The sequence below is a fragment of the Gordonia cholesterolivorans genome, assembly GCF_039531975.1.
GTDB lineage: Bacteria > Actinomycetota > Actinomycetes > Mycobacteriales > Mycobacteriaceae > Gordonia > Gordonia sihwensis.
Genome location: NZ_BAAARB010000003.1, coordinates 284,186 through 301,523 on the forward strand (window position 1 = coordinate 284,186; position 17,338 = coordinate 301,523).

Annotated in this window: 16 protein-coding genes; 6 read left to right on the plus strand and 10 right to left on the minus strand. The window is 69.2% G+C overall.

Annotated elements, in window-relative coordinates; genetic code table 11:
• Window positions 1-42 precede the first annotated feature (42 nt).
• Window positions 43-222, plus strand: a complete 180-nt coding sequence (locus ABFX36_RS04610) for a DUF3073 domain-containing protein (protein WP_006895729.1) — start codon at window positions 43-45, stop codon at window positions 220-222.
• Between the two features lie 136 nt (window positions 223-358).
• On the opposite strand, the gene ABFX36_RS04615 is transcribed toward ABFX36_RS04610, so the two are convergent.
• Window positions 359-934, minus strand: coding sequence for a TetR/AcrR family transcriptional regulator (locus ABFX36_RS04615; protein ID WP_006895730.1), 576 nt, complete (start codon window positions 932-934; stop codon window positions 359-361).
• A gap of 164 nt (window positions 935-1,098) precedes the next feature.
• Here ABFX36_RS04615 and ABFX36_RS04620 point away from each other — a divergent pair, with 164 nt between their 5' ends.
• Complete coding sequence (locus ABFX36_RS04620; protein WP_045538371.1) at window positions 1,099-1,992, plus strand: oxygenase MpaB family protein; 894 nt, start codon at window positions 1,099-1,101, stop codon at window positions 1,990-1,992.
• Here the strand turns inward: ABFX36_RS04620 and ABFX36_RS04625 are convergent.
• Window positions 1,958-2,980: an AraC family transcriptional regulator gene (locus tag ABFX36_RS04625; protein WP_045538372.1), complete on the minus strand. Its 1,023-nt coding sequence runs from the start codon at window positions 2,978-2,980 to the stop codon at window positions 1,958-1,960. The two genes, ABFX36_RS04620 and ABFX36_RS04625, sit on opposite strands and share 35 nt — an antisense overlap.
• Window positions 2,981-3,062: 82 nt before the next feature.
• On the opposite strand from ABFX36_RS04625, the gene ABFX36_RS04630 reads away from it, so the two are divergent.
• Window positions 3,063-4,664 carry a succinic semialdehyde dehydrogenase gene (locus ABFX36_RS04630; RefSeq protein WP_045538374.1) on the plus strand — a complete coding sequence of 534 codons (1,602 nt, stop codon included), beginning with the start codon at window positions 3,063-3,065 and terminating at the stop codon, window positions 4,662-4,664.
• Between the two features lie 58 nt (window positions 4,665-4,722).
• Window positions 4,723-5,853 (plus strand): saccharopine dehydrogenase family protein, encoded by a 1,131-nt coding sequence (locus ABFX36_RS04635; protein ID WP_346075129.1) that lies wholly within the window; start codon window positions 4,723-4,725, stop codon window positions 5,851-5,853.
• Between the two features lie 28 nt (window positions 5,854-5,881).
• Here the strand turns inward: ABFX36_RS04635 and ABFX36_RS04640 are convergent, their stop codons facing one another.
• The 6 genes from ABFX36_RS04640 to ABFX36_RS04665 form a co-directional block, all read right to left on the minus strand.
• Entirely contained in the window at window positions 5,882-6,799 is a 918-nt protein-coding gene (locus ABFX36_RS04640; protein ID WP_045540954.1) for an oxidoreductase, read from the minus strand.
• Window positions 6,796-8,010 (minus strand): saccharopine dehydrogenase family protein, encoded by a 1,215-nt coding sequence (locus ABFX36_RS04645; RefSeq protein ID WP_062365969.1) that lies wholly within the window; start codon window positions 8,008-8,010, stop codon window positions 6,796-6,798. Before ABFX36_RS04645 ends, ABFX36_RS04640 begins: the two co-directional genes overlap by 4 nt.
• Before the next feature lie 193 nt (window positions 8,011-8,203).
• Window positions 8,204-9,289: a phosphoribosylformylglycinamidine cyclo-ligase gene (gene purM, locus ABFX36_RS04650; RefSeq protein WP_062365972.1), complete on the minus strand. Its 1,086-nt coding sequence runs from the start codon at window positions 9,287-9,289 to the stop codon at window positions 8,204-8,206.
• Between the two features lie 112 nt (window positions 9,290-9,401).
• Complete coding sequence (gene purF / locus ABFX36_RS04655) at window positions 9,402-10,988, minus strand: amidophosphoribosyltransferase (protein ID WP_375003669.1); 1,587 nt, start codon at window positions 10,986-10,988, stop codon at window positions 9,402-9,404.
• Between the two features lie 126 nt (window positions 10,989-11,114).
• Window positions 11,115-11,504: a sterol carrier family protein gene (locus tag ABFX36_RS04660; protein WP_006895739.1), complete on the minus strand. Its 390-nt coding sequence runs from the start codon at window positions 11,502-11,504 to the stop codon at window positions 11,115-11,117.
• Window positions 11,505-11,584: 80 nt separating this feature from the next.
• On the minus strand, window positions 11,585-12,451 hold the full coding sequence (locus ABFX36_RS04665; protein WP_346075134.1) for a PHP domain-containing protein: 867 nt from the start codon (window positions 12,449-12,451) through the stop codon (window positions 11,585-11,587).
• A 72-nt stretch (window positions 12,452-12,523) separates the two neighbouring features.
• Here ABFX36_RS04665 and ABFX36_RS04670 point away from each other — a divergent pair, with 72 nt between their 5' ends.
• Window positions 12,524-14,032, plus strand: coding sequence for a glutamate-cysteine ligase family protein (locus ABFX36_RS04670; RefSeq protein ID WP_346075136.1), 1,509 nt, complete (start codon window positions 12,524-12,526; stop codon window positions 14,030-14,032).
• Between the two features lie 7 nt (window positions 14,033-14,039).
• Here ABFX36_RS04670 and ABFX36_RS04675 read toward each other — a convergent pair whose 3' ends face one another.
• A complete protein-coding gene (locus ABFX36_RS04675) occupies window positions 14,040-15,119 on the minus strand; it encodes an NAD(P)H-dependent amine dehydrogenase family protein (RefSeq protein ID WP_346075138.1) in 1,080 nt (359 codons plus the stop codon).
• 41 nt (window positions 15,120-15,160) lie between these two features.
• Window positions 15,161-16,609: a carotenoid oxygenase family protein gene (locus tag ABFX36_RS04680; protein ID WP_006895743.1), complete on the minus strand. Its 1,449-nt coding sequence runs from the start codon at window positions 16,607-16,609 to the stop codon at window positions 15,161-15,163.
• Window positions 16,610-16,664: 55 nt separating this feature from the next.
• On the opposite strand from ABFX36_RS04680, the gene ABFX36_RS04685 reads away from it, so the two are divergent.
• Window positions 16,665-17,336, plus strand: a complete 672-nt coding sequence (locus tag ABFX36_RS04685; RefSeq protein WP_346075140.1) for a TetR/AcrR family transcriptional regulator — start codon at window positions 16,665-16,667, stop codon at window positions 17,334-17,336.
• The last annotated feature ends 2 nt before the right edge of the window (window positions 17,337-17,338 follow it).

A 17,338-nucleotide genomic window follows, 5' to 3' on the forward strand; every position in this document is an offset into this window, starting at 1 on the left:
CCACACCGATGGCCGCCCCGTCACTGTGCGAGGGGGTCCCACATGGGCCGCGGCCGGGCAAAGGCAAAGCAGACGAAGGTTGCACGTCAGCTGAAGTACTCCGCTCCGAGTACCGACTTCGATAGTCTCCAGCGTGAACTCTCTGGTGGCAGGAAAGAGTCCCACGACTCGTGGTCGGACAGCGAGAGCTGGAACAGTGAAGAGGAGTGGCGACACGCCTGACGGCGCTGTCGCACGCACCCGCTCGTACGGGCGGTCAGCCCGGGCGCTCATGCCCAGACTGATGGCCTGACATTCGTAGAGCCCCGCGTCGTCCTGCGACGCGGGGTTTCTCGCGTCGCGCCGACCCGCGCGGTCGTCATGTCCGCGGGGTCGCCGAGAGCACCGCGTGAACCGCCGCGCGCACTCGCTCGTCCACGTCGCCCGGCGTTCCGGAATCGAACTTGCCGTCGAGATACAGGAACGCCAGGCCGTGCACGAGCGCCCACACTGCGACGGCCATCGGCTCGGGCTCGGCATCGGGGAAGACCCGCGCCACGATGGATTCGACGTACGCGTTGATGGTCTCGGCGGCCGAGGTCCGTTCCTCATCGGCCGGGTCGCACGGCTCGGCGAACATCACCCGGAACAGGCCCGGCCGCGACAGCGCGAACTGTACGTATGCGATCCCGACGTCGGCCAGATCGTCCGCGGATGCGGGCGCGGGATGAACTGCGGCCAGTTCGATCGCCAGGTCCCGGTATCCCACCGCGGCCACGGCGGACAGAAGGGCGCGCCGATCGGCGAAATGACGGTACGGTGCCGCGTTCGACACGCCGGCGCGCCGTGCCGCCGCGCGGAGCGAGAGGTCGCCTGCACCGCCCTCCTCCAGAATCTCCACCGCCGCCCGGACGAGCGCTGCGGGCAGGTCACCGTGGTGGTACGAGGTCGGCACAGTCAACAACCCTAACAATCGCCGCGGTCTCGACTCGTCTGTGCCTGACCCGGCCACCGCAGGCCGTGGCACCGCCGCGAGCGTCACGGAGTGTCGCAAAGTATCAAATACCGGTCGCCTCGCAGCCTTCAGTGCCGCCCCGGCCGCCACTAGCGTCGACTGACATGACGAACACCCGCCGAGCAGTTCCCCGCAAATGGATACGCCGCGAGATCGCGACCCTCGACCCGGTCGCCGACAGCGAACGGATCGTCCGACTGACGCTCGAGTCGCTGCTTCCGCCCGTCGGTGAACGGGTCTTCCTCGAATTGCTGTTCACCGTGTCCCTCATGCGGGTGATGGGTGAGCTCGAAGGAGCCGCCGCCGTCGATCGCGACGGGAAGGGAAAGGTCTACCACCACGGCGACCGGCGCACCGACGACACCATCCGCTATCTCACCGGATGGATGTACGACGGTGCGGGGAGCCCGCAGGCCCGCAGCTCCGCCGCCGAGATCAAGCGCATCCACGACAGCTACGCGCGGCACTACTCGATGTCGAACGAGACCTTCATCCACACCATCGCCTACTTCACCGTGCAGATCGACTGCCTCACCGAGATCGTCGGCGCGCCCGGGTTCACCGACGTGGAGAAGGAAGCTCAAGTGCGGCACTGGCGGACGATCGGCGAGTATCTGGGCGTCCGGGACATGCCCGAGACATGGGACGGCATGATCCGGGCGATGCGGGCCTACGAGGCCGACCCCGCCTGGTTCGCTCCCTCCGAAGCCGGCCACCGGGTGAGCGAGACCCTCGTCGCACAGTTCGGCGAACGGGTCTTCCCGCGCGGGTTCCGTTGGCTCGCAAAGCCTCTCATTCTTTCTCTGCACGACGACCACGTACTCGAGGCGCTCGGCCTGCCGAAGCCGCGGCCCGTCGTGACGACGACGATGCGAGCCGTGGTCCGGGCGGCGTTCTTCGTGGTCCGCGAAGTGCTCCCCGATCGTCACACCGCGGTCCGGCCCGCAGGCTCCGCGGGCGAGCTCACGCGTTCCGCGCCCGGTAGCGGGTCGGCGTGACGCCGTACCACCGGGTGAAGGCGCGGGTGAAGGCTGCGGTCTCGGCGTATCCGAGCCCAGCCGCGATCGCCGCCACCGGGCGGTCGGTGCCGGTCAACGCCTCGGCGGCGCGGATCCGTCTCGACTCCTCGAGCAAGGCCCGGAACGTGGTGCCCTCGCGAGCGAGACGGCGCTGCAGGGTCCGGCGATCGACGTGCAGTTCGCCGGCCAGTCGGGTCAGCGACTGCACCGGCTCGTCACTGCCGTGCAGCCTCGCCCACACGAGCGACCGCGCACCGAGGCGGCGCTGCTCGAGCTGTTGCTCGCACTGGGCGATGCACCGGCGTGCGGTCTCGGCGTTCGCGTGGGGAAGGCCGCGGCTCATCCATTCGCGCGGCACGACGAGCGCCGTGCGTCCCGCGTCGCAGACGAGTTCCTCCGTCGGCAGCACCGAGGCGACGAGAGCCCCACGCGCCCGATCGACCTCCGCCTCCACCCGCGGCAGGACGACGTCGCCGAGCACCATCGGCACCAGACCGGCGATGACCGTCAGATCACGCTCGAGGATGAAGGGTCGGACGTCGTCGTTCACGTCGCCGAACGAGCATTCGAGCCGGACGTCCGAGCCGCTCTCGTCGTAGGTCACCGACAGGTCGGAGTAGGTATTGGTCAGACTCGCGAACGTCGTCGCCACCTCCAGCGCGTCCCCGAGCGTCTCGCTGGAGAGCATCGCGAACACGAAGATGCCGAGATTTCCCAGATTCACCATCCGCCCGGCCTCGATGCCGAGACCGGGCGGGTCGTTCAGCAGCGAGACGATGTTGGCGATCACTGCCAGTTCCTGCTCCGCCAGGACCACCGCCCCGTCGACACGCAGGTCACTCTGTCGCAGTCCGCTTCCCTGCAGGCAGTCAGCCGGATCGAGCCCATGACCCTCGCCGAGTTCCACCAGACTCGCGACGCCGCCCGACGTGCCGCGCCGCAGACTTCTCCACGCCGGATCAGCCACAGCCCACCCTCCTTGTTGACAGTGCTAACATCCATCGCTACCTTCGTATGTTAACACCGATAACCTTCAATGGGAGCCACCGATGACAGTCCGTTCATCTTCGCCCGCGACGTCCGAACCCGCAGTCTCCGGACTGCCCGCATCGCTGACGCCGTCCCGCATCGCGCACCTGACGAGCCGTATCGCGGCGGCTCCGACAGCCGCGCGCGTCGGTACGACGATGCCCTACACCGGCGCGCCCCTCGCCGACCTGCCGGTCTCCACGCCGTCCGATGTCGACGAGGCCTTCACCCGCGGCCGGCGCGCCCAGGCCTCGTGGGCCGCGACTCCCGTCAGCGAACGCAAGCGAATCCTCCTGCGCTTCCATGACCTCGTCCTCGACCGCCGGAACGAGGTCATGGACCTCATCCAAGCCGAGAGCGGCAAGACCCGGCGCGACGCCTTCCTCGAAGTCACCGACATCGCCATCGCCGCCCGGTACTACGCGCGAAGCGCGAGCCGACTGCTCGCACCCGCGCGTCGTCGTGGCGCGATCCCCCTGCTGACCCGGACCACCGAACTCCGCCATCCCAAGGGCGTGGTCACCATCATCTCGCCCTGGAACTACCCGCTCAGCATGGCCGCGGGAGACGCGATCCCGGCACTGCTCGCAGGCAACGCCGTCGTGCAGAAGCCGGACACCCAGACAGCGCTCACGGCACTGTGGGCCCTCGATCTGATGCATCAGGCCGGCTTGCCCGACGACCTCTGGCAGATGGTGGTCGGACGCGGCAGCTCCATCGGCGACTCACTGATGCGCAACGCCGACTACATGATGTTCACCGGTTCCACCGCCGCAGGCCGGCACATCGCGCGAGAGGCCGGCGAGCGACTGATCGGAGCGTCGCTGGAACTCGGCGGGAAGAACGCGATGCTCGTGCTCGACGACGCCGACATCGCCCGTGCCGCCGACGGCGCCGTCAGCGCCTGCTTCCCATCCACGGGGCAGCTGTGCGTGTCGGTGGAACGCCTCTACGTCGCCGAGAGCGTCCGCGACGAATTCGTCGCCGCATTCGTCGAGCGCACCCGCGCATTGGAACTCGGCGGACGCTACGACTTCCGGAGCGACGTCGGCTGCCTCACCACGCAGTCGCAGCTCGAGACCGTCGCAACGCACGTCGAAGACGCGGTCGCGAAAGGCGCGACGGTCCTCGCCGGCGGCCGGGCCCGCCCGGATCTCGGACCGCTGTTCTACGAGCCGACCATTCTGACCGACGTCACCTCGGAGATGACGCTCTACGATCACGAGACCTTCGGTCCGGTCGTCTCGATCTACTCCTTCAGCGACGTCGAGGAGGCGATCGCGCGCGCGAACGCCACACCGTACGGACTCAACGCCAGCGTTTGGAGCCGCGATGCGGCCCGCGGCCATGCCGTCGCGTCACGCCTGCACGCCGGCACCGTGAACGTCAACGATGCCTTCGCCGCGGCATGGGGAAGCATCGACTCGCCGATGGGCGGCATGGGTGACTCCGGCGTAGGGCGCAGGCACGGATCCGAGGGCCTGCTCAAGTACACCGAAGCGCAAACCATCGCTCACCAGCGAGTTCTGGGTTTCACTCCCCCGCGTGGCATCTCTCACCGGGCGTGGGCGACGATGCTGACGGTCGCACTGAAGACCCTCAAGAGAATCGGCGTTCGTTGACCGGTTCACCCGCGCCGGCGGATGACCGCGACCTACCCTCCCCCCGAGGAGGGCTCACATGACCGGAAGAATCGTTGTACTCGGCGCCACCGGCTATGCCGGCGGGCTGGCGGTGGAGGCGCTCGTCCGCCGCGGCGCCCGACCCGTGATCGCCGGCCTGCGGCCGCAGGCGCTGGCCGCCACCGCCGAACGCTTCGGCGGACTCGACACCCAGGTCGCCGACGTCACCGACTTCGACAGCGTGCGGGCTCTGGTGGAACCGGGTGACGTGCTCGTGACCACCGTCGGACCGTTCGAGCGGCTCGGATTCGCTGCCGCACGTGCGGCAGCCGAGCAGGGTGCCCACTACGTCGACTCCACTGGCGAAGTGGGATTCGTGCGCGCGATCCACGAACGTCACGACGCCGTGGCCCGCAAGACCGGCGCCGTCATGGTTCCGGCCTTCGGCAACGACTACGTACCGGGGGTCCTGGCCGGAGCCGTCGCCGCCCGGGAGGCCGGCGACTCCGCGCGGTCGCTCGACATCGGCTACTTCGTAGACGGCTCACTGCGCCGCGGACGCGGTCTCAGTTCCGGCACCCGCGCCACGATGTCGGACGCCATCACGCTGCCGGTCACCGTCTGGAAGAACGGGCGGCTGGAGGACCAGCGGGCCGCGAGCCGAGTGCTGACCTTCGACGCCGGCGCTCGCCGCAAGGCGGCGATGCTCGCCACCGGCACCGAGGTGCTGTTCCTGCCTCCGGCGTTTCCGCACCTCGAATCCGTCGAGGTGTACAACGGCTGGTTCCCCGAGCTCAGCCGGGCCATGAGCCTGCTGTCCGCCGTCGTGAACACCGCGGTCCGCATCGAACCCGGCCGACGACTCGTCGCCGCCGTGACCGGCCGCTCCGGCGGAGCGCCCGGCGGTCCGGACGCCGCCGAGCGTTCCCGCAGCGGCGCGCACACCGTCGCGGTGGCGCGCGACCGCGGCGGCGCCGTGCTGGCCGAGGTCCACGCCACTGGCCCGAACGTCTACGACCTCACCGCTGAGCTGATGGCGTGGGCGGCCGACCGTCTCGCTTCGGGCCACGGCGAGCAGCCGGGCGTCGTCGGACCGGTCGAAGCGTTCGGCCTCGACACGCTCCTCGCCGCGGGAGCCGAGATGGGGCTGACCGTCGGCGCAGACCCGCGGTCACGGCGACCGGTGTGAGTGGACGTGACCGGCGTGTCGACCGGCCTCACAGCCGGATCGGCACCCCGGTCTCGCGTTCCGAGATCTCCCACAGTGCGCGGATCCCGGCGTCGACGCCGAACGGGAAGAGCGGTTTGCGCACGGGCGGACCGAAGGAGACGAAGGCCGGACCGTAGAGGGTTCCGCCGCGCGCCGTCGGATCGGTGGCGGCCCGCAACTGACTGAGCGCACCGCGGTCGGTCGTCATCCCGACCAGGTCGGCTCCCACATCACCGAGCCACCCAGCGATTCCCCCGCCTCCCGAAGCATGGGTGGTGGACTGCAGTTCGGAGTCGGTGAGACCCGGATGCGCCGACAGCGCGATCGCCCGGTCGCCGGAGGCGCGCAGCCTGCGGTCGAGGCCGATCGCGAAGTGCAGATTCGCAAGCTTGGAGTTGCCGTACGCCTTCCACGGACGGTAGCGGCGGTGCAGATGCGGATCGGCCGGGTCCAGGTTGCCGCCCTGGTGCTGGGCGATGCTGGTAAGCGTCACGACCCGCCCGGCCGGAGCCTGGCGCACCGCGGGGAGCAGAAGCGCGGTCCACGTCCAGTGTCCGAGATGATTCGTGCCCAGCTGGGTCTCGAAGCCGTCGACCGTCCGGCCTTCCGGTGTCGCCATCACTCCAGCGTTGTTGATCAACAGATCGATGCGATCGTGACCGGCCAGGACCGTCTCGGCGGCTTGCTTCACCGACGCCTGCGACGCGAGGTCGAGGGGAACGATCTCCACCGACGCACCGGGTGCGGCTCGCCGGATCGTCTCCTCGGCGTCGCGCGCCTTGCTCTGGTTGCGGGCTGCCATCACGATATGGGCGCCCTTCCCTGCCAGCGCTCGAGCGGTGGCCAGCCCGAGTCCGCCGTTGGCCCCGGTGATCACCGCGACCCGACCGGACTGAGACGGGATGTCCGCGGTCGACCAGCTCACGATCGCACCCCGTCGACCGGTGCGCCGTCGGTGTCCAGAACGGCGAAGGTCATCCCGGCATCGGTCAGGCGCCGCACCAGGTTGTCGCCCATCGCCGCGGCCGTGGTGACCTGGCCGCTCACCTTCGGATTGGCGTCGAAGGCCAGGCACATGGCCGATTCGGCCAGCATCTTCGCGGTCTCACCGTAGCCGGGGTCGCCGCCCCGCACCTGCGTGTGAACCGTCCGGCCACCGCCTTCACCGATGAAGTCGACGGAGAACCAGGAGCGTGCGCGGCGAGCCGGCGACGGTCCGGTGCCCTGGGGAAGGCAGGCGCCGATGAGGCGGCGCAGCGGCGGGATCTGCGCGGCGACGGCAACTGTCGCGACGCCGAGGGCCGCGGCCGCGAGCATCACCAGCCTGCGGAAACCCGCGTAGTGGGAGTACGTGAAGTCGGGCCCGTATTCATCGCGCGCACCAGCCGAACGCTTGACGATCTGGGGGTCGATCGTCGGGAGTGGCAGGAGCCAGAGGCCGAGCACACCGTCCCTGCGGGGAGCGCCGGCCCGCACCCGTGCGCGGCGCCCGACCGTCGGCGGTTCGAGCCTGGCACGGTCGGCCGCGGCCCGACGGATCTGCCGCGGCCGCGCGATCTGGCCGAGTCCGGAGTGCAGCGTCCCGCCGGAGATCATCGCATTGCTGCGGACCACACCGCGGACGGTCGCGGGCGCGGAGTCGGGCAGTTGCTTGGCCGTGAAGAATGCACCGAGATCGTGCGGGATGGAGTCGAATCCGCAGGCGTGCACCAGACGGGCACCGGTCCGGACCGCCGTGGAGTGATGAGCGATGTACATCCGATCGAGGAATTCGGATTCACCGGCGAGGTCGACGTAGTCGGTACCGGCGGCCGCGCACGCTGCGACGAGCGGCGCGCCGTGCTGGAGGTAGGGGCCGACGGTGGTGATGACGACCCGAGCCGATTCGGCCACCGCGCGCAACGATTCGGGGTCGGTGGTGTCGGCGATGAGCAGTTCGAGCTCGGCGGCCGCGGGAGCGACCGCCGCCAAGCGGGTGCGGACGGCATCGAGTCTGTCCCGGTTCCGGCCGGCGAGCGCCCACCGCGCCCCGTCCGGCAGATGCTCCGCGAGGTGCTCCGCGGTGAGTTCACCGGTGAATCCGGTGGCGCCGAAGAGCACCAGGTCGAATCGGCGGTTCTGGGGAAGGTCGGGCATCGTCGATCTCCATCTGTTGACGGTCGAGTGCGTGCGGATCCCGTCAGCGCAGCACCGTCTGCGATCGACACCGACGGCACGGCGGAACACCAGAAGATGTTTACACTGACAACGCGAGACTAACCCGCTAGGTTAACGGCGTCAACATATGAAGTGCCGTTCCTCACAACCGTCCGCCGGACCGGCGCCGAGTTCAGAACCTCGGGTGATCGCCGACCAGAGCCACCGAGCCGCGAGCCCCGGGTTCGCCGCGCTTGACGGTGCCGAGCACCCAGTTGTCCACATGACGCGCGGTGAGGATCGCCTGCGCACGGTCGGTGTCCTCGGGAGCGACGATGGCGACCATGCCGACGCCCATGTTGAAGGTGCGTTCCATCTCGGCCCGCTCCACTCGTCCGCGCTGGGCGATCAACGAGAAGATCGGGGCCGGGCTCCACGTGTTGCGCTCCAGCTCAGCGGACAGGCCCGCCGGAAGCACGCGCGCCAGATTGTCGGCGAGGCCGCCGCCGGTGACGTGCGCGAACGTGCGGACGTCGCTCTCGGCAGCCAGTGCCAGGCAGTCCTTGGCGTAGATGCGGGTCGGCTCGAGCAATTCGTCACCGAGACTCCGACCGAACTCCTCGACGTGACCGGCCAGATCCATGTGCCCCCAGTCGAGCAGCACCTTCCGCGCCAGCGAATAGCCGTTCGAGTGCAGGCCGGACGAACCCATCGCGATCACCACGTCACCCGCGCGGACACGATCCGGTCCCAGGATGGAATCGGCCTCGACCACACCGACGCCGGTGGCGGAGATGTCGTAGTGACCGTCCTCCATCACACCCGGGTGCTCCGCGGTCTCGCCGCCGAGCAGCGCACATCCGGCGTCGACGCAGCCGTCGGCGATGCCCTTGACGATGTCGGCGACCATCTCGGGGATCACCTTGCCGACGGCGATGTAGTCCTGCAGGAACAGCGGCTCGGCGCCGCAGACCACGAGGTCGTCGACGACCATCGCGACCAGATCGCGCCCGACGGTGTCGTGCTTGTCCATCGCCTGTGCGATGACCAGCTTGGTCCCCACGCCGTCGCTCGAGGCCGCGAGAACGGGCTCGCGGTAGTCGTCCTTCAGGGAGAACAGGCCGGCGAAGCCGCCCAGCCCGCCGAGGACCTCGGGACGGGTCGCGCGCTTCGCGTGAGGTGCGAAGAGTTCGACGGCGCGTTCGCCGGCATCGATGTCCACGCCCGCTGCCGCATAAGATGCGCCGGCCGTCGGCTTGTCGACAGACCCGTCGGTCATATTCTTGATTCTCCTGAAATTCTGCAGCTGACAGTCAGCCGTTCGGGCGGTGGGACGCACTCACGGTACCTGAGTGCAGAGGGGATCCGGGAGCGCTGCGAGGCGCCGAAGGTCAGGGCCGCATCACTGCGCTGACGTTGTCATTCGATGCCGTCAGCGGATCGGCGCCGTTCATCGAGCCCTTGAGCATGCTCTCCAGCACGGCCTTGCCCATCGTCGTCTCCTGCGGCAGCGCGATCGGGTAGCGGCCGTCGAAACACGCGGCGCAGAGCTGGGCACGCGGCTGTTCCGTGGCGTTGATCATCTCGTCGATGCTGATGTACCCGAGCGAGTCGGCGTCGATGGCCTGGCGGACGCTCTCGACCATCGCTTCCTTGGAGTCCGAGCCGTTGGCGATCAGTTCCGCGGGCGAGGCGAAGTCGATCCCGTAGAAGCACGGCCATTTGACCGGCGCAGAGGCGATGCGCACGTGGACTTCGGCGGCGCCGGCCTCGCGCAGCATCCGGATGAGCGCGCGCTGGGTGTTGCCGCGCACGATCGAATCGTCGACCACGACGAGCCGCTTACCCCGGATCACTTCGCGCAACGGGTTCAGCTTCAAGCGGATGCCCAGCTGGCGGATGGTCTGCGAGGGCTGGATGAAGGTGCGTCCCACGTAGGCGTTCTTCATCAGGCCCTGCCCGTAAGGGATGCCCGACTCCTGCGCGTAACCGACGGCCGCGGGCGTACCCGACTCGGGGACCGGGATTACCAGGTCGCCCTCGGCCGGACGTTCCCGGGCCAGCCGGCGTCCGATCTCCACTCGCGTCGAATGCACCGAACGTCCGTGGATGACGCTGTCGGGCCGGGCCAGGTAGACGTACTCGAAAACGCATCCGGCAGGGGTCGGCTCTGCGAAGCGCCGGCTGCGGACGCCGTCGGCGTCGATCGCCAGGAGTTCGCCCGGCTCGATGTCGCGGACGAAGGAAGCTCCCACGATGTCCAGCGCCGCGGTTTCGGAGGCGACGACCCACCCGCGGTCGAGGCGGCCGAGCGAGAGCGGCCGCACCCCGTGCGGGTCGCGTGCCGCGTACAGCGTGTTCTCGTCCTGGAAGGTGAGGCAGAACGCGCCCTTGACAGTCGGCAGCAGTTCCATCGCCGACTGCTCGAGCGTCTTGTCGGTCGCGCCGTGCGCGAGCAATGCGCCGAGGATGTCGGAGTCGGAGGTGGCCGTGCCGTGCGGCCCGCTGCCGTAGATGCCGAACTCCCGTGCCCGTTCGGCGAGTTCGGCCGTGTTCACGAGGTTGCCGTTGTGACCGAGCGCCACGGCACTGCCGGCCGCGGTGTTGCGGAAGATCGGCTGGGAGTTCTCCCACGTCGTCGATCCGGTGGTCGAGTACCGACAGTGACCGACGGCGACGTGACCGACCATCGAGGCAAGGGTCTGCTCGTCGAAGACCTGACTCACCAGCCCGAGGTCTTTGAAGACCAGTACCTGCGAGCCGTCTCCGACGGAGATGCCGGCTGCTTCCTGACCGCGGTGCTGAAGAGCGTAGAGGCCGTAGTACGTCAGCTTCGCGACGTCTTCCCCGGGTGCCCAGACACCGAAGACACCGCATTCCTCGCGGGGCTCGTTCTCGGGCTGATCCGCATCGGGGCTCGGGTGCGACGGTCCGCCACATCCGGTCTGATTCAGCAGGTTCGGAGAGTGAATCGACATCTCGGTCACGTAATACGCTCCGGTTTCGTGGGCTGGGCGGGCGTTACCGTTACCACAGTCTACGGCTTCGCTCGGGACAACTCGAAATCCAGCGCGGCGCGCGCTGCAGCGCCGCGCTGGGAGCCGCTAGTTCAGCGGGACCACCGGCAGTCTGCTCGCGACGTCGCCGGCGCGGTGTCCGGAGACGCTGATCCGGTGCGCGGCGAGCGCGTCGTCGAAGTCGAGGAGTCCGGTGGCCAGCAGCAGCCATTCGCGCGGCGACGACTCGACCACGTTCGGCGGGGTGCCGCGGGTGTGCCGCACCCCTTCGATGCACTGGACCGCGACGAACGGAGGAACGCGCAGTTCCACCGAGTTGCCGGGAGCCTCCTGCGCGACGGTCCTCGCAGTGAGCCGCACGGCCGCGGCCAGCGCCGACCGCCCCGGCGCGGGCGCGGTCTCGTCGCGCAGCCAGTCCGCGACGGCGAGGACGGCCGCGCGTGTCTGCGCCGGATCAGCTCTGTCTCGTGGTGCCACGGCATCACCAACGCCGACGAGCCGGCGACCATTCCCCGGACCGCCCGCCCGCGGCCCCCGTCACACGGTGAACGGTGCCGTCACGCGATGAACGGAGCCACCGTTCCGCGCTCCACGATCTGCTCCACCACCTCGTCGTCGGTCCGCTCCTGACCGATCCGCAGGGTCTTGTTGGCGCCGTGGTAGTCGCTCGAGCCCGTCGCCAGCAGTCCCAGGTTCGACGCGATGTCGGCCAGTTCGGCGCGCGCCGCATCGTCGTGGTCGGGATGGCGGACCTCGAGGCCGGCGAGTCCGACCGCGACCAGCGACTCGATCACGTCGGCGGTCAACACCGTCGCCGCGGCCCGGGCACGCGGATGAGCGATCACCGGGACACCGCCCGCCGCGGCGATCATCTCGACTCCCTCCACCAGGGAGGTCGACCGCAGCGCGGTGTAGTGCGGACTGCCGTCGTGCAGGAGTTCATCGAAGGCCTCCCCGACCGACGCGACGACTCCCGCCTCCATCAACGCCCTCGCGATGTGCGGGCGGCTGATACTGCCGACTCCGGCGATCTCCCGCACGCGCGCCAGCGTGATGGGGTAACCGGCGGTCACGAGGTTCTCCACGATCCGCGCACCGCGGCCCGCGCGCTCGTCCTTCATCCGCTGCCACTCGCCGGCGACCCCCGCGTCGTCGCGATCGAAGAGGTAGCCGAGCAGATGCACCGACACCAGGCTCCCGTCCTCGCGCGGATGCTTGGTCGAGAACTCCGCGCCCGGCAGCACGCGCATCCCCGACCGAACCCGGGCCGCGATCTCGTCCCAGCCGGCCGCCGTGTCGTGGTCGGTCAGTGCGATCGTCCGCAGGCCCGCCTCCCGTGCGGCCGCGAGCAGTTCCTCCGGAGTGTCGGTGCCGTCGGAGAACGCGGTGTGGGTGTGCAGGTCGGCGGTCATCTCGGGTGCCATGCGAACACTGTAGTCAGAGGTCGAATGGCCCGAACCCTCGCGCACCGGGGCCGTCTCCGGCACGATTGCCGCATGGGCGCCGAAGTGAGCCATCAGAAGTTCAGTGGAGCCGATCGCGTGCGCTTCCGGGCGCAGGTGTCCCGGGGGACCGAGGCCATCGCGCGGATGCTGACCGACGGATTGTTCACCGATCACGGCCGGCCACCCGAGCCGCTGCTCGGCATGGAGGTGGAACTCAATCTGATCGACGAGAACGCCGAGCCCGCGATGGCGAACGCCGAGGTGCTCGATGCGATCGCCGATCCGGATTATCAGACCGAACTCGGCCAGTTCAACATCGAGATCAACGTCTCGCCCCGGCCCTTCGTCGGCGCCGACACGGTGGGGCTGGAGCAGGGGCTGCGCGCATCGCTGAACCGCGCGGAGGCACGCGCGGCCTCGACCGGCAATCATCTCCTGATGGTCGGCATGCTGCCGACTCTCGGCCGCGAGCACTTCGCGCACCAGTGGATCTCCACCAACCCGCGCTACAGCCTGCTGAACGAGCAGATCTTCGCCGCACGCGGAGAGGATCTGGAGCTCGACATCACCGGCGTCCCGATGGTGATCGGCGGACCCGCCGAACGCCTGGCCACCACCAGCGACTCGATCCTCCCCGAGGCCGCGTGCACTTCTCTGCAACTGCACCTGCGGGTGGCGCCCGAGGACTTCGCCACCCATTGGAACGCCGCGCAGGCGATCGCGGGCGTGCAGGTGGCGATCGCGGGCAACGCACCGTTCCTCGACGGGAAGGCGCTCTGGCACGAGACGCGCATCCCGGTCTTCGAGCAGGCGACCGACACCCGGCCCCTCGAACTCAGGAACCAGGGGGTCCGGCCGCGGGTGTGGTTCGGAGAACGCTGGATCAACACCATCTTCGACCTGTTCGCCGAGAACACGAGATACTTCCCCGCTCTGCTCCCGGTGTCCACCGACGTCGATCCGCTAGCCGAACTCGACGCCGGCCGCATTCCGGAACTCGAGGAGCTCCGCCTGCACAACGGCACCGTGTACCGCTGGAACCGGCCGGTCTACGACGTCATCGACGGCCGCGCGCACCTACGCGTCGAGAACCGGGTGCTGCCGGCCGGTCCGACCGTCGTCGACGTGATGGCCAACGCCGCGTTCTACTACGGTCTGGTGCGCGGACTCGTCGAGAGCGAACTGCCGGTGTGGTCACAGATGTCCTTCGACGCCGCCAGGGAGAACCTCGCGGCCGGAGCGCGTTGGGGATTCGGCGCACAGCTGTACTGGCCGAACATCGGATGGGTACGACCCGACGAACTGGTCCTGCGTCGTCTGTTGCCGATCGCGGAACGCGGACTCATCGCCTACGGGGTCTCCGATCGGGCCAGGCGACGCTATCTGGGAGTGATCGAGGGGCGCGCCGCCACACGTCAGTCCGGATCGGTCTGGCAACGAGCGGCGGTCCGGGCCCGCGAGGACGCCGGCGAGTCGCGCTCGGCCGCTCTGCGCGGAATGGTCCGCGACTACGCGACGCTGATGCACGAGGGCGAGCCGGTGCACAACTGGCCGGTGTGACGCCCGCTCAGCCCCGGCTCACCAGCCCTCGTCCGGTCACCAGCGGCATGTCGAGCGCCGTGACGAGCCCCGGCTCGGCGGCCACCACGGCGGGTACCGAGTTCACCAACCGCATGGCGGTCACGATCATGCCGGAGACGTTGTGGTCGCCGTGGCGCGCGTGATGCGCGACTTCCACCCTCATCTCCGGCTCGCCGCTCACCACGATGCGGTAGCAGCCGTCGCCGTCGGCCGGACGCGGCCAGTCCGGACACTGTTCGGGATGCGTGCGCGTGTAGTGCTCGAGGACGACTCGGTCGACGCCGTCCACCTGACCGATCACCTCGAAGTGCAGGGCGGCCATCGTGCCCGCCGGAATCGGCACCGACACCGTCTCGTAGTCTCGGTCGGCGGCGATCCGCTCATGGCGTTCGACGAGCGGCTCGTCGAGCGTCAGTCCCAGGCCCGCGGCGATCTGCCGGACCACGCTGCCCCAGCCGAGGGACAGCACTCTGGGCGTCAACAGCATCGGCTGATCGTTCATCGGCTTGCCGAAGCCGAACAACTCCCCCATCACCACCGGCTGCCGGTACGTGGAGTAGTCGGCGATCTCCAGGCATCGGACTTCGTCGATCTCCTGCGACAGACTGGTGAGTGACAGCGGCAGGACGTCGTTCGCGAATCCGGGATCGATGCCGTTGACGTGCAGGCTCGCGCCGCCGGTCCGGGCGGCGTCGACCACCGACTGCACCATCGCATCGGGCAGGACACCGTACGGGTACTGCAGGATCACCGGCCCGGAGGAGACGACGTTGATTCCGGCGGCCACGAAGGCGGTGAGGTCGGCGATCGCCTCGGCCACCCGATCGTCGGTCATCGCCGTATGGACGATCGCATCGGGACGCAGCGCCAGCAGCGCGTCACGATCCGAGGTCGCGACGACTCCGAGGTCGCGATCGAGACCGGCCAGCCGCCCGGCGTCCACTCCGACCTTGGCCGGGTCCGACACCCACACACCTACCAGTTCCAGGTCCGGATGCGCGTCGATGCCGGCGATCGCGTGCCTGCCCACGGTTCCGGTCGACCATTCCACGACTCGCAATGCCATGCGCGCCAGGGTAGGCGGCGGCCCGGCCGCGCGGACCCCGTTCAGGAAGACGCGGTGGGCAGCCAGTTCCCGTGGAAGCCCGCGGGCACGCGTTGCGGCAGGTCCACGTACGCGATGTCCTCGAGTGTCTGCGCGTCGAGGACGGCGAGCCGTGTCGATTCGTTCGCCATGTCGGTCACCAGTCCGATGACGGCACCGTCGCCCTGTGCGGCGTCGGAACTCCGGGGCACGAAGGTGAATTCGCCGGCGAACACGCCGTCGCCGAACCTGCGCACGACGGGCTCGCCGAGCCTGCCGCCCATCCGGGCCAACAGCGAACCGAAGAGCCCGCCGCCCTCGTCTCCGACGACCCACCCGCAGTCGTGGGCCCGGCCCACGAAGCGGTCGTCCACTCGGGGGAACTCGACGGCGGCGTCCCACAGCTGCTCCCGACGGCAGGTCCGGCGCAGCGGGTCGAGGGTCCACCGCTCCATGCGGTGCCCGCCGTCGATGGGCCCGGTGCGGTCCCGATCGAAGGTGCGGTCGTGCACCGCGAGGTCGATCACCACGGCACCGTTCTCCTCGTGCGCGTTCATGGGGTGATACACGAAGCACGGGTCGACGTCGATCCAGACGACGTCGGCGTCGCCGCCCTCGCGCGGCATCAGCCCTACCCGAGGTCGGTAGTCGGGGTCCCAGCTGTACGGCAGAGACCCTGCCCGATTCCGCGGCAGACGCTCCGACAGCAGGTGGGGCATCGGCACTCGCCCCACGACTGCCGACATCGCGAGTTCGGCGATCGGCCGGAGCCTGCGCGGAACGGCGGACGAGGCCGCCGTCTCCACGTCGAAGGTCACCGGAAGGTCGTAGATCACCACCGTCGACTCGGTCAACGAGAACGCGTGCATCATCGGGCTGCCGCCGACGGTGATGTCGACGCGGCGGCGTTCGCGACCGTCGACCCCGATCACCGAGTATCGGACCTTGTTCCCGAGCCCGAAGTGATAGCTGACCGAATGCAGCTCTCCGGTCGCCGGATCTTCGAGCGGGTGCGCGGTGTAGCCGCTGCGGACCGTGCCGTCGAAGTCCCAGACACCGAGAGTGTCGAGTTCTTCGGACAGTTCCGCGCACGGCAGCCCCGCCTCCACGAGCGCCAGGGTGTGCCCCTGAAACCCGATCACGTTGGTGTTCGCGCCGAGGCCGTGCAGAAAGGCCCGGCCGGCCGAGTCGGGTGCGGGCCTGTTCAGTCTGCGTTCGGTGGCGGGCGAATCGACCCAGCGGTTCCGGTACCAGAGAGCGTCGCCGCCGCTGAGCCGGACGCCGTGCACCATTCCGTCACCGGTGAACCAGTTGTACGTGTCGGGGTCGACGTCCGCGATCGGGTTGGGACCGTTGCGCAGGTACCGGCCGTCGAGCCAGTCCGGCAGCGTTCCCGTCACCGGGAGCGCGTGCTCGGTCAACTCGGCGCGCACCGGTGCGTACTCGCCGTCGAGAAATCGGTTCGTGGTCATTCCCGTCACCTCCAGGTTGACTATAACATTGTTATACCGCGATAATAACGCTGTTATGAGCAATAGTGAAGAGGCACGTCCCGATCCCGTGCGCGAGACTCTGTCCGCGGCCGCCTACCGACTGGTGACAGAGCAGGGTGTCGAGGCCTTGACCGTGCGCAGACTCGCCCAGGAGGCAGGCACCTCGACGATGGCCGTGTACTCGCGGTTCGGCAGCATCGGGGCCGTCGCCGCCGAGGTCTGCGAGCGCGGATTCGCGGAGTTCGGCGATGCGCTCTCGGCCGCCGGCCGCACCGACGAACCGCTGACCGACCTCATGTGCCAAGGTCTGGCCTATTTGCAGTTCGCCACCGACCATCCGCTGCTCTACACCCTGATGTTCCAGTACTCCTCGCCCGAGTGGGCGGCCTCGCAACGGAAGGCGCTGCTGCAGCACGGGAATCCGACCGACTCCCCGATGGGCCGCGCGGCATTCGGGGTGATGGCCGAGACGATCCGGCGGGTCGCGACCCCGGAGACCGACGACGCCGCACTTCTCATCCGATCCGGCGTCGCCTGGAGCACCGTGCACGGCCTCGCGATGTTGTCGATCGCCGGGCACCTGACCGGCGCGCACGATCTCGTCGCCCGAGGCGCGCTGATCTCGCTCGCCGTGGGTGGCGGGACGCCGCGGGAAGAGGCCGAGCGGGCGTTGGACGCCGCGATGGCGCGGATGGCCGGCGACTGACC